Origin of the sequence: Lentzea xerophila, assembly GCF_051094245.1 — a bacterium.
In the GTDB taxonomy this organism is placed as follows: domain Bacteria; phylum Actinomycetota; class Actinomycetes; order Mycobacteriales; family Pseudonocardiaceae; genus Lentzea; species Lentzea xerophila.
This window is the reverse complement of sequence record NZ_CP194934.1, coordinates 8,631,108-8,643,154: the sequence shown is the minus strand read 5'-3', so window position 1 is coordinate 8,643,154 and position 12,047 is coordinate 8,631,108. Positions and strand designations below refer to the sequence as shown.

Annotated in this window: 14 protein-coding genes; 3 read left to right on the top strand and 11 right to left on the bottom strand. The window is 66.8% G+C overall.

The genetic code is table 11. The annotated features are described in order from the left end of the window. Positions 1-63 precede the first annotated feature (63 nt). The 6 genes from ACRSBM_RS41565 to ACRSBM_RS41540 all read right to left on the bottom strand — a co-directional run bounded on the left by ACRSBM_RS41565 (position 64) and on the right by ACRSBM_RS41540 (position 4,348). Complete coding sequence (locus tag ACRSBM_RS41565; protein WP_434452207.1) at positions 64-819, bottom strand: ESX secretion-associated protein EspG; 756 nt, start codon at positions 817-819, stop codon at positions 64-66. A 5-nt stretch (positions 820-824) separates the two neighbouring features. Next, positions 825-2,114 (bottom strand): PPE domain-containing protein, encoded by a 1,290-nt coding sequence (locus tag ACRSBM_RS41560; protein WP_434452205.1) that lies wholly within the window; start codon positions 2,112-2,114, stop codon positions 825-827. Positions 2,115-2,123: 9 nt separating this feature from the next. Continuing rightward, positions 2,124-2,714 carry a DUF3558 family protein gene (locus tag ACRSBM_RS41555; protein ID WP_434452203.1) on the bottom strand — a complete coding sequence of 197 codons (591 nt, stop codon included), beginning with the start codon at positions 2,712-2,714 and terminating at the stop codon, positions 2,124-2,126. A gap of 2 nt (positions 2,715-2,716) precedes the next feature. After that, positions 2,717-3,166 carry a hypothetical protein gene (locus tag ACRSBM_RS41550; RefSeq protein WP_434452202.1) on the bottom strand — a complete coding sequence of 150 codons (450 nt, stop codon included), beginning with the start codon at positions 3,164-3,166 and terminating at the stop codon, positions 2,717-2,719. Between the two features lie 117 nt (positions 3,167-3,283). Beyond that, the gene (locus tag ACRSBM_RS41545; RefSeq protein ID WP_434452200.1) at positions 3,284-3,478 is read right to left on the bottom strand and encodes a DUF397 domain-containing protein; all 195 of its coding nucleotides are present in this window, start codon (positions 3,476-3,478) and stop codon (positions 3,284-3,286) included. A gap of 3 nt (positions 3,479-3,481) precedes the next feature. Next, positions 3,482-4,348: a helix-turn-helix domain-containing protein gene (locus ACRSBM_RS41540; protein WP_434452198.1), complete on the bottom strand. Its 867-nt coding sequence runs from the start codon at positions 4,346-4,348 to the stop codon at positions 3,482-3,484. Positions 4,349-4,463: 115 nt separating this feature from the next. Between ACRSBM_RS41540 and ACRSBM_RS41535 the strand changes: the two genes are divergently transcribed. Further along, a complete protein-coding gene (locus ACRSBM_RS41535) occupies positions 4,464-4,709 on the top strand; it encodes a hypothetical protein (protein WP_434452196.1) in 246 nt (81 codons plus the stop codon). 221 nt (positions 4,710-4,930) lie between these two features. Here the strand turns inward: ACRSBM_RS41535 and ACRSBM_RS41530 are convergent, their stop codons facing one another. After that, positions 4,931-5,074 carry a hypothetical protein gene (locus ACRSBM_RS41530; protein WP_434452194.1) on the bottom strand — a complete coding sequence of 48 codons (144 nt, stop codon included), beginning with the start codon at positions 5,072-5,074 and terminating at the stop codon, positions 4,931-4,933. A 116-nt stretch (positions 5,075-5,190) separates the two neighbouring features. Here ACRSBM_RS41530 and ACRSBM_RS41525 point away from each other — a divergent pair, with 116 nt between their 5' ends. Together ACRSBM_RS41525 and ACRSBM_RS41520 are read left to right on the top strand one after the other, a co-directional pair. Continuing rightward, positions 5,191-6,060, top strand: a complete 870-nt coding sequence (locus ACRSBM_RS41525; RefSeq protein WP_434452192.1) for a hypothetical protein — start codon at positions 5,191-5,193, stop codon at positions 6,058-6,060. Positions 6,061-6,109: 49 nt separating this feature from the next. Further along, positions 6,110-6,958, top strand: coding sequence for an AraC family transcriptional regulator (locus ACRSBM_RS41520; protein ID WP_434452190.1), 849 nt, complete (start codon positions 6,110-6,112; stop codon positions 6,956-6,958). Here ACRSBM_RS41520 and ACRSBM_RS41515 read toward each other — a convergent pair. From ACRSBM_RS41515 to ACRSBM_RS41500, 4 genes are read right to left on the bottom strand one after another with little or no spacing between them, the layout of a single operon-like run. After that, the gene (locus ACRSBM_RS41515; protein ID WP_434452188.1) at positions 6,948-7,856 is read right to left on the bottom strand and encodes an ADP-ribosylglycohydrolase family protein; all 909 of its coding nucleotides are present in this window, start codon (positions 7,854-7,856) and stop codon (positions 6,948-6,950) included. The two genes, ACRSBM_RS41520 and ACRSBM_RS41515, sit on opposite strands and share 11 nt — an antisense overlap. Next, positions 7,853-9,109, bottom strand: coding sequence for a phosphoribosylamine--glycine ligase (gene purD / locus ACRSBM_RS41510; protein WP_434452187.1), 1,257 nt, complete (start codon positions 9,107-9,109; stop codon positions 7,853-7,855). The genes ACRSBM_RS41515 and purD overlap by 4 nt, the downstream gene beginning before the upstream one ends. A gap of 16 nt (positions 9,110-9,125) precedes the next feature. Then, a complete protein-coding gene (locus ACRSBM_RS41505) occupies positions 9,126-10,106 on the bottom strand; it encodes a TAXI family TRAP transporter solute-binding subunit (RefSeq protein WP_434452185.1) in 981 nt (326 codons plus the stop codon). Beyond that, positions 10,093-11,985, bottom strand: coding sequence for a TRAP transporter permease (locus tag ACRSBM_RS41500; protein WP_434453465.1), 1,893 nt, complete (start codon positions 11,983-11,985; stop codon positions 10,093-10,095). Before ACRSBM_RS41500 ends, ACRSBM_RS41505 begins: the two co-directional genes overlap by 14 nt. Between the last annotated feature and the right edge of the window lie 62 nt (positions 11,986-12,047).

Below are 12,047 nucleotides of genomic sequence, written 5' to 3'. Positions count from 1 at the left end.
CGCTCTTTCGAGATGACCCGTGCCCGCCACTTCGACGGGCGGGCACGGAAGGGCGTTCCGCGGTCAGACCTCTTGCAGGAGCTCCCAGATGGAGCCCGCGAGGCGGTGGTTGTCGACGGGGGTGATGGTGCACCAATTGCGCCCGTCGCTGCTCGGCTTGAGCTGGCGGAGATAACGCCCGTTGTGCGTGTCGTGGAACGAGATCACGCGGCCCGCGCGCCGCCCGTTGCGCTGCACGCCGAACTGACCGCGCGTGGACATGCCGTCGAGCATCCCGGCGAGCTCCTGGGCGTCACCGAGCCGCATCCCCTGCCGCTCCAGCGTGGTGATCATCCGTTGCGCGTCCTGCCCGACGTCCTTGGCTGCCGCCACCAGCTCGTCGTACGGCAAGCTGATCGAACGCCCGAACCCGGCGGGCATCTCACCGGCGACCGACACCGCGGCCTCGGCGAGCGCGGTGCCGCGGGCCTCGATCAACCACATCTCGTCGCGGTCCTGCACCGCCAGGATCGCCTCGTCCCCGATCGCCGCGGCGAGCCCGCTGATCTGCCGGTCGGCCCAGATCCACAGGTCGATCGAGACCTGCGGGTTCGCGAGCAACGCGAACCCGTCCGCGAGCTCGGGCACGACCCGGCCGTTGCCGGCCAGGCCGCGTGACTCGAGCGACTCCCAGGCCCGCTTCACCACCTCGGCCTTCTCGGTGTGGGTGATGGAGGGAATCCGCGTGTCGAGCGCGACGTGGGCGGCCGGGAGGCGTTGCGCCTCCCAGACCACGGCGAACTCCACTGTGGACAGAACCACAGAACCTGGTGAGCTCAAGGGATCTACTTGTCCTTCGGTTCTTCGCCGATGACGGACTGCACCACCATGCGATCGTCACCGAACACGTCGTCGGAGTCGACGCCGTACTTGCGCACGTGCTCGCCGTCCTCCTCGCCTTCACCCCTCGCCGCACCGGCCGCGGGCGACATGAGCGGACCGGCCCCCTTGCCGGCCACACCACCCTTGCCGGCGGCAGCCGCAGCGGCCCGGTTCGCCTCAGGCCCGACACCAGCGGCGCCACCAGGCGTGACCACACCCTTGGCAGCGGCACCGGTAGCACCAGGCGCACCGGCACCGGGACCACCCGCACCACCGCCACCGGCTTTGCCGCCACCGATGGTGCTGGGCGCACCCTTCGGCCCGGCAGGCGCGATAGGCGTCTTCGGCGCCTGGCTGGGCCCACGCCCACCACCAACGACCTGCGCCGCACGCGCGCCACCCGCGGCACCGGTCGCCGCAGCAGCCGCAGCCGCCGCGGCAGTCAGGCCGATCGGCGGAACGCCGAACGGCTTGGGCAGGCCGGGGCCGCTCGCAGTCGGGTTCGGCGTGGTGGTGCCGGGAAGGATGCCGGTGCTGTTGCCGGGAGTGCTGGGGATGGGGCCGACCGGGCTGCCGGGTGAGCCGGGGCCGACGGGCGAACCGGAGAAGCCGGGGGTGCCACCCTGGATGCCGGGAACGCCTCCCGCGGGCGGGGTGACGGCCGGGCCGACCGAGGTGGAGACGGCGCCGCTGGCGACCACGATGTCCGGAGCCTGGCTCGGCGGACGGAACCCGTCCAACGCGCCCTGGCTGTTCGAGGTGTAGCCGTTCAGGGCGTCGATCGCCTGCTGACGAGCCTTGTTGGTGGCCTCGACCTCAGCGGCGTGATCAGTCTCGATGCCGACGAAACCGGCGACCTTGTCTCCGAAGTTCTGTTCGGTGTCGCCGCGAAGGTCCTGCGAGCTGGGTGTGCTGTGGCGAGCGGAACTGGTGCTCTCGCCCTGTTGCGTCATCGCCTGCGAGTTCTGCTGCGATGCTTGGCTGCTGTCGTCGATGCCAGCGGCCACGACATCCGTCTTCTCGTGACTCTTCTCGCCGGCAGCGCCGCCCCAGTCAATCTTGAGTTCCTTGAGCTGGTCGCGGATCGTCTGGTCGATGGACTCAAGAGTGCCGGCCAGCGTGCGTAGCGCGTTAGACGCTTCGCTGAAATCCGACGCGACCGTGCTGCTCGAGAGCTTCTGAACCTCGTCCGCCAGAGCCTGGTTGGACCAGCCTTCGAAGTTCCAGTCATTGAGCTGCTTATAGCCCGACATGACTCCCCCTCAGTTCAATGTCTTGAGCGTCGCGAGCGCGAGTTCGGCGGCCTTCTCAGCCTTGCCACACAGGGCGGATTGGTCTTTTTCCTTGGTCGTGGTTGGAATGTAGCTGACCATCAACTGCTGACCATCGGCCACGTCGATTGCCACAGAGCAATCGAAACCCGAACCGCCTTTCAGCTTGACCTCGACCGCACCGTAATCGGCAACCTTGATCACCTTCGCGTCAACGTTGCCGCCACCCTGAAGCCAATAGGAAACACCTTTATGGGTGACCGCACCAACCTGATAACCGAAACCGCCGTCACCACTGTAGTCACAGCTCGGCGATTGCTGCCCTTTCACCAGACTGAGCTGCTCGGGCCTGGCGACAGGAGCCTCGATCTGCTTCATCTGATCTTCGGTCAGCAACTTGCAGGTGTCGACCGAATCCAGCTTGATACTGGCCGGACGAGTGGGCATCTCGTCACCAGAACCTTCACCGGAGGAACTGCTCGACGGCGCTGCGGTGGTCGGGTTTCCGGTCTCGCCGGTGGTCGTGCAGGCCGATACCATCACCGCCACAGCGACCACGGCGACCAGCTTCGAAATACGCATTGTCACTCTTTCGGCCTAAACGCAGCGGAGATCTCTTCTTCGTTGAACCCATACTGCTGTGCCGACGCCTTCAGCTGGTCCGAGAGGTTCTCCAAAGTCTCCATGTAGCGCTTGATCCGCTCGGCATAGGAGTCCGTGTGGTAGACGAGTCGGTCATTCCAGGCTTCAACGACATCTGCGGTGACCTGGTCGTCGGAGGTCGGAATCCGCAGTAGAGGCACATGCTTCTTGTATGCGCGTTCAAGCTCTTTCCACTGGTCGTGGATCACCGTGCCAGCCTTCAAGACGGTGTCCTTGTCGACGCGGAACTGCTGGGTCGATGGTCCCGACGAGATTCTGTCCATCAACGACGACGCGGCCTTGAACGTTGCAACCGCCCCCGCGACCGCACCCCCGGCCAGCCCGGCAGCGGCACCGAGAACGGCATCCGCCCCCGCGTTCTCCTGTGTCACGACGTCCTACCCCCGTACGGTTGGTAACGGTTCGGTCCCGCTTCGCAGGCTACCAACGTCTGAGTAAGAGAGACCTGTGGTTGGACGAAGACTGCCCGTAGATGGTTCCCGCCGGGCTCAGAGGTCGTAGTCGCCGTCCTTGACCCCAGCGACGAACACCACCCACTCCTCGTGGGTGAAGACGGCCATACCTGCGTCAGGACGGAGGTTGTTGCGAACGTGCACCCCCTCTGCCGTGAACTTGGTCTCCACACACGTGTTGCTGTTGGAGGTGCGACGCGGCACGAACCACTCGTTGATCTTCAACGGCATCGACTAGTCCACTCCGAGCTCCTGGTGGACCCGCCAAAGGAACTCCGTGCTTTCGCTCAGGCCGAGTGCAGCTGCCTTCAGCAGGTCCAGATGCTGTGTCGCACGTGCGACCTCAACGGGATTGTCCCGCACGATCTCGCGGCCGTAACCCTCCACAAGGAGCATGTCCGGAGCCGGAACCTGGAAGCGATGCAGCGTCACTGTCATCCCAAGGAAACCGTGCGCGCCGGAGCCCAGCGGCAGTACCTGAATCACGACGTTCTCCATGCTGGCGTTGAGTTCCGCCAGATGCGCTACCTGCTCAGCCATCACGTCGGCACCGCCCACCTTGGCTCGCAGTGCGGCCTCACCGAGAATGCACCAGTAGCGCAGCGGCGGCCGGTCGGTCCGGGTGAGGACAGCAGCCCGCTCCATCCGCAACTGCAGCAGTCTCGCCACTTCCTCTGGCTCGTTCTCGCGGCTCCAAGTCAAGATCGCTTCGGCGTAACCGCGTGTCTGCAACAGTCCGGGAATAAGCTCGGCTGAGCAGAAGATCGATGAGAGGGCTTGGGCTTCGAGGTCGACCGCGCGCCGATGATGGGCCGGGATCACGGAGGCCATGTGCGAGCCGCGGGGTCGCCGTCCACGCGACTCGCGCGCGAACCGCACCAGCTCGTCGCGCTCGCCGACGGGGATGCCGTAGTGGTCGAGCAGTCGTTCCAGTTCCTGGGGCTTGGGTTTGGACCGGCCGGTCTCCAGGTCGCCGATCTTCGACGCCGTGCACCCCAACACCGCCGCGGCCTCGTCACGGGCGATCTTGGCCTGCTCGCGCATGCGCTTGAGCGTTGCCGCCACCTGGACGTGCTCGGTGTTGAGCTGTCGGCCGGCCATTGCACACCCACCTCATACTACGAACGTAGTTTCACTCTCCCGAGCACTCCCTCAAAACTACGGACGTAGTCTACCGTTCGTTTCGAGTCAAACCACAACAAGCCGGAGGCGTGTCATGGAATCTGGGTTCGTTCGCGGCGGGATGTGGGCGGCGCTGGACGACAGGAGTCGGATCAACCTGAAGGTTAAGCCTGCCGATCGGCACGGAGAGATCACTTTCTTCGGCTCCTTCGAGGTGAGCCTCGGAATGACCGAGGAAGCCATGATCAAGTGTCGCGACCTGCTCAGCGATGCCCTGCGCGACATGCACGAGGAGCAGACGGAGCGGTCCTGGATGCGTCCGGCCGCGCCAACCGACTGACAGCACCTCGTTGCCGACCCTTCATTTCGCGACCTTCTGGGGGAACGCGTGAACCGACCACAGCAGCCCTTCCCGTACCAAGGGCCATATCCCTTTCAGCAGCACCCGCCACGACCACCGGAGAAGAAGCGGACCGGGTTGATCATCGGTGCGATCTTCGCGGCGATCATTGTGGTCGGTGGCGGTGTCACGGCGGCGGTCCTGATCAGGAGTGACGAGAACTAGGTGACGCAGGCGCCCGAGCCGACCGAGGACAGCGTCGTCGTGCAGCAGGTCGAGTCCGAGGTGGTCAAGTACGGGGACGTGGCGGTGTTCGACGCCTGCACGATGATGCCCGCGACGCTGATCGAGGAGCTCGGGTTCAAGGCCGCCGCACACGGGTGGCGCAGCCAGACCTATGTGCCGCGGTCGGTTCCGGTGGCGGAGGCGACGGTGAAGAACCAGGTCGGCGATCCGATCTCGTCTTGCCTCTACGAGCCCCATGAACGACAAAGAGATCGCGAGGTTCACGTTGACGGTGCGGCAGACGCCGTTCCACGGCCTGTACCGCGACAAGGGCCCCGACAAGGACGAGACCGCATTGCCCGTTGCCGGTGTGCAGGCCTACCTGGCGCCCGGCACCAAACCGGACAGCTTCCACGCCCGCATCGTCAGCGCCGACAGCAAGGTTCAGGCGACGTTGGGTGCCAGGACGATGGCGGACAACAAGGACGTCACCGACTACCGCGGGACATTCGTCAAGCTGGTGGAGCGAGTCGCGGAGAACTTCGCCAAGGGGCCGCAGGGGCGGAGCACTCACGTGCACACCGGCCGCTACGAGGGTATGCCGAACGCGTGCGACGTGCTCAGTGCCGAACTTTTCCAGGAGCTCGCCCAGGACAAGGACTCCGGCCTGGTCGAGGCCGACTTCCGCGTGCCTGAGAGCCTGGAGAAGTTCGTCACCGACAAGAACGAGACGCGGTATTTCTACTCGAACCAGCAAAACTGCCGACGCCTGTCCCCGGAATGGTTCAACGCCAAAAAACGCAGTGAGGGCAAGGCGTTGAAGGTCGAACTGCGGACTTATCGCGACGCGGACATGGCGGTGAAGGACGCGCAGGACTGCAACCCGAACTCCCCGTCCCGTGCCATCACCGGTGAGGCCGTCCTGACCGAGGAGACGATCGGTGACCACGCGGCCTGCAGCTTCCTGGTGGGCGACTCACCGACGATGTCCTTCGTCGCGGGACGCACGCAGGTGCGGCTGACCGGATACGGCGACTGGGCACCGGACGACCCCAGGAAGTACAACGAGGTCTTCACGCCGATCGCCAAGCGGGTGGTGGACGAGGTGCGCGAGGCGATCGGATAGGGCACGAGAAGTCGGGTGCCGACCCTCCAACACCAATAGCGTTGTGGACGTGCTGGAACGACTCAACGAGGCCATGGCCCGCATCGAGGAAGACCTCGAAGGCGAGGTGGACGTCAAGCTGCTCGCACGGATCGCGGGCACGAGTGAGTACCACCTGAGAAGGCTCTTCAGTGCGCTCGCCGGGATTCCGCTCAGCGAGTACATCAGGCGCCGGCGGCTGACGAAGGCGGCGAACGAGGTCCTTAGTGGACAGAGTTCGTTGCTCGACATCGCCGTGCGGTGGGGGTACGGGTCCAACGAGGCCTTTGCCCGCGCCTTCAAGGCCATGCACAAGATCGGTCCGCAAGAGGCGCGGGCCACGAAGAAAGCGTTGCAGTCGCAGCCGATTCTCACGTTCAGACTGGTTGTCGAGGGGAGTACGAGCATGGAGTACCGGATCGTCGAGAAGGAAGCGTTCCAGGTGGTCGGCAGGGGGACGCGGGTGCCGTTGGTGCACCTGGGGATGAACCCCGCGATCGTCGAGTTCGTCAAGGGCATCGGGATGCCGACGCTCGACAGGATGAAGGCGTTGAGTGATGGGGAACCGGCGGGGATGCTGGCCCTCACGTTCAACCAGGAGGGTGTCGAGGAGGGCGCCCTGCTCGACTACTTCCAGGGGGTGGTGACCAGCCAGGAGGCGCCGGAGGACATGGAAACCCTTGTCGTGCCCAAGAACACGTGGGCGGTGTTCACGGCTGAGGGGCCGTATCCGGAGACCATCCAGTACATGTGGCGGGATGTGTACACGCAGTGGTTCCCGTCCACCAGCTACGAGAGTGTTGAGGGGCCGTCGATGTTGCGCACGGAGATCGACGGTGACACGGCCACGGCCGAGTTGTGGATTCCTGTCACCAGCTGAGGACTAGGCGTTCCATCACGTCGCGGAGTTCCAGAACGGAAAGCCACGACTGAGGGATCACGGCAACGCCGTCGCGGGCGCCCAGGATGTTGCCGCAGATCGAGCCGGTCGAGTCGCTGTCTCCCGAGTGGTTGACGGCGATGCGCAGGGCCGTGGGGAAGTCGGGCGCGACCAGTGCGGCGTGCAGGCCGATGGCCAGGGCTTCTTCGCCCACCCAGCCGCCGCCCAGTTCGGCCTCGATCTCCTCCGGGGTCAGCGGGCCGAGGCCCATCACCTTGTCCAGCAACGAGGTCTGCTCCTCGTGGCCGTCCCAGCGGACCAGTTCGGCGCGGGCAACTCCCACCGCCGACACCAGGTCCGAACCCGCCAGCAGCGACTGGACGATCACGGCCAGGGCTCCTGCCGACAGGTAGCCGCTCGGGTGGTGGTGCGTCATCTGGGCCGTACCGACGGCCAAGGAGAAGACCTCGCGCACGTCGGTGGACCAGACGGCGACGGGGGCGGCGCGCATCACGCCGCCGCAGCCCTTCGAGTTGTTCTTCTCGTTGTGTTTCAACGCGGTGATGCATGTGTGGCCCGGCGCCCGCCGTGAGTGCAGGCGCTGGTCCGCCATCAGCCAGCCGTCATCGGCAACGAGTGGGCCGCCCTGCGTGTGCAGCCAGCGCGCGTAGGCGGCCCGCACGGTCAGCAGCGGGTCCACGCCGTGTTGTCGCGCCAGCAGGAGCCCTTCCAGGGTGAAGAGCACCATCTGGGTGTCGTCGGTGATCTCCAGCGACGGCAGGTCGACGACGCCGTCGGGGCCGTGCTGACGGCGGATCACGTCGATCGACGAGAACTCGATCGGCGCGCCGAGGCCGTCGCCGACGGCCCCGCCCAGCACACATCCCAGGAGGCTCACGGGAGTGTGATCTTTCCGTCGACGGCCTTCAGGGCGATGTCCGAACGGTGGTGCGAGCCGGTGAGGTGGATGTCCGCGACGCGCTTGTAGGCACGTTCGCGCGCCTTCGACAGCGACTTGCCGGTGCCCACGACCGACAGCACGCGGCCGCCGGCGGAGACGACGGCGCCGTCCTCACGGCGGCGCGTGCCCGCGTGCAGGACTCCCTCGGCCTCGGAGCCGGTGATCACGTCACCGGTGCGCGGGAGGTTCGGGTAGCCCTCGGCCGCCACGACGACGGTGACGGCGTAGCCGTTCTCCCACTCCAGGGCCGGCAGCGAACCCAGCGACCCATTGGCCGCCGCCAGGAACAACGAAGAGATCGGCGACTTCAGCAGCGCGAGTACGGACTGCGTCTCCGGGTCGCCGAAGCGGCAGTTGAACTCGATCACCTGCACACCGGACGACGTCAGGGCCAGGCCCGCGTACAGCAGCCCCACGAACGGCGTCTCGCGCGCACGCAGCTCGTCGACGACGGGCTGCACGCACCGCGAAACGATCTCGGAGACCAGGCCCTCCGGCGCCCACGGCAGCGGCGCGTAGGCACCCATGCCGCCGGTGTTGGGGCCGGCGTCGCCGTCGCCCACGCGCTTGAAGTCCTGCGCCGGGATCAACGGCACGACGGTCTCGCCGTCGGTGACGCAGAACAGCGACACCTCCGGACCGTCCAGGAAGGACTCCAGCAGCACCGGGTGGCCGCCGTCGAGCAACGTCATGGCGTGGGCGCGGGCTGCGGCCAGGTCCGAGGTCACCACGACGCCCTTGCCCGCGGCCAGACCGTCGTCCTTCACGACCCAGGTCGGGCCGAACCGGGCCAGGGCGGCGTCCAGGCGGGCCGGGTTGTCCACGACCTCGCTGTGCGCGGTCGGCACCCCCGCCGCGTTCATGACGTCCTTGGCGAACGCCTTGGAGCCCTCGATCCGGGCTGCCGCCTTCGAGGGCCCGAAGCAGGGGATTCCCAACGCCCGGACCGCGTCGGCGGCCCCGGCAACCAGAGGTTGTTCGGGGCCGATGACGACGAGATCGGCCTTCCACTCCTTCGCGAGGGACGCGACCGCCGAGGCGTCCGCGACGTCGACACCGCAGATCTCGGCGTGCCCGGCTATGCCTGCGTTGCCCGGCGCGCACGCCAAAGCAGTCAGCTGCGGGTCGCGCGACAACGCGAGGACAAGGGCATGCTCACGGGCTCCAGACCCGATGACCAGGACGCGCACGATGCCTGAGCGTAGTTTAGCCGAGCGCCTGCTTCGCTCCAGGGTGCAGCGGGACCGGGTCGGAGGCCGCGGCCTTGTCGCGGGAGATGTCCTTCACGGCCGGGTGAACCTTCTCCAGGTCAGCCTTCTTGTCGAAGATCAGCTTGGTCACGGCGCACGCGTTGTTGGCCGCGAAGTCCTCGCGCACGAGGAGCAGGTTCGGCACCACGATCGTGGACACTTCGGCGACCCCGTAGGTCGCCGCCGGGATCGGCGCGGTGTCGTACACCGGGCTGATCTTCTTCATCTCCGGCAGCATCGGGGCGAGGTCGATGAACTTCACCTTGTCCTTCATCGACGTCGTGATGTCCGTGATCTGCGGCGTCGGCAGACCGCCCGACCAGATCAGGCCGTCGATGCTGCCGTCCTTCATGCCGTCCGCGGTCTTGGTCAGGTCGAGGCGCTGCGCGGCGACGTCCGAGTCGATGTTGAGACCCGCCGACTTCAGCAGCCGGCCGGCGATCACCTCGGTGCCCGACTTCGGCGACCCGGTGGAGATCCGCTTGCCCTTCATGTCCGCGATCGAGTTGATCCCGGAGTCGGTCCGGACGAGCACCTGCGTGTAGTTCGGGTAGATCCGCGTCAACGCCGCGATCTTCTGCTTCTGCCCGTCGAACGCGCCGGTGCCGTTCACCGCGTCCGCCGCGGTGTCCGCCAGCGAGAACGCGATGTCGTACGTGCCGGACACGAGCTGCTGGATGTTCTGCACGGACGCGCCCGTCTCGGCGGACGACGCCTTCAGCTTCGAGTTGTCGCTGATCAGCTTGGCCAGACCGCCGCCGACCACGAAGTACACGCCACCGGAGTTGCCGGTCGCGATCGTGATCCGGCCGTCCGAGGCCTCACAGGACCCACCACCACTCGACGCGTCCGGGGTCGTCGGCGTGCGCTTGCCACCGCACCCGGAAACCACGAGCGCCAAAGCGATCGCACCGATCGCATACTTACGCAGCTGCATCACGAACCCTCCCACGGGTAACCAGGTGTACCGCCACGGCCACCACGAGGAACGCTGCCCCGATGGCGATCGTCAACGGCTGCAGGTAGAGCAGGAACAACGCGGCCGGCACGCACAGGATCCGTTCCGGCCAGCGCGCGGGACCGAACAACCAGCCGCCGGTCAGCACGGCGAGGGCGGCCACGCCCAGTGCGGACGCACCGAACGCCCACACCGAGTCGAGCAACGGCCCGCGCAGCAACAACGCGGAGCCCGCGTCGGTCAGCACGAACGCCAGCGGCACGAGGAACGCCGGCAACGTGTACTTCCACGTCTGCCACATCGTCTTCATCACGTCGCCGCCGGTCAGCGCCGCGGCGGCCACCGCCGCGAGCGCCGTCGGTGGCGTGACCTCGGACAACACCGCGTAGTAGAAGATGAACATCGCGGTCTCGGCCGGCTCGACGCCCAGGGTGATCAACGCCGGCCCGATGACGACCCACGAGATGATGAACGACGCCGTCACCGGCACCGCCAGGCCGAGCACCGACACCGCCACGGCCGCGAGCACCGCGGTCAGCATCAGCACGACAACGGGTTCGGACGTCAGCAACGAAGCGAGCTTCACCAACTCTCCCGCAAGCGCCAGACCCAGGCCGGTCTTGGTGATCGTCGAGGTGATCACACCGGCCGCCGCGCAGACCGCGATCACCGGGAACGCCGACCGCACGCCGGCCGACAGCGCGTCGGTGATCAGCCGGAACCAGTCACGCCGGTGGTTGATCAACGCGAACAGCGCGGCCACGCCCGTCGCGTACACGACGGCCTTGTAGACCGGGATGTCCATCGCCAGGAAGACGATGATGATCCCGAGCGACAGGAAGTGGTACCAGCCGAGCTTCAGCACGTCGAAGAACCGGGGCGCGTCCACGTCGACGGGCCGGGCACCGAACCGCCGCGCGTCGGCCTCCACCGCGAGCGCGATGCCCAGGTAGTAGAGCAACGTCGGGATGATCGCCCAGACCAGCACCGACAGATACGAGACCTCCAGGTACTCGGCGATGATGAACGCCGCCGCGCCGAGCGTGGGCGGCGACAGGATCGCCCCGATGCCGGACGCCGCGAGCAGCCCGCCCGCGTTCTCCTTGGGATAGCCGGCCTTCTGCAGCATCGGCCACGTCACGGCGCCCAGCGACACGGTCGTCGCGGTGCCGGAACCGGAGACCGTGCCCAGGAGGAAGCCCGCGGTCGCCGCCGTGCGGCCCGGCGCGGTCCGCGACTTGCGGAACGCGGCGAAGCTGACGTCGACGAAGAACTTGCCCGCGCCGGAGGCGTTCAGCACGGCACCGTAGATCGTGAACAGCACGATGTAGGTGGCCGCGACGTCCAGCGGAGTGCCGTAGAACCCGCTGCCGTCGTTGAAGAACCCGTTGATGATCTGCGGGAAGTCGACGCCGGAGTGCGAGATCGACCACGACGGCGGCAGGAACCCGCCGTAGTAGCCGTAGGCGATGAACGCCAGGCACACCAGCGGAAGGACCCAGCCGGTCGTGCGCCGGCACGCCTCCAGGATCAGCACCAGCAGCACCGAGCCCGCGAGCACGTCCAGCGTCGTGAGCTGGCCCTGCCGGTTGAGGAACTCGTCGTAGCCACCGAACAGCGGATACGCGCCGACGACGAACGCGACGAGCGCCAGCACCCAGTCCCACCAGGGCGGCTGGTGCCCGCGGCCGTAGGACAGGAACACCAGCGGCAGCGTCACCGCGAGGAAGATGATCAGGTAGTACTGACTTCCCTTGGCGAACGGGAAGAACACCTGCTTCAGCACAAGAAGCGCGATCAGCAGACCGGCGATCCACAGCGCACGCTCCCACCGGGGTGAGAGCGAACGCGACGGCATCTCCTCGTCGTGCTCCGCGACGATGCGGGCGAGGTCCGGGTTGGCCACGCTCGAACCGTACT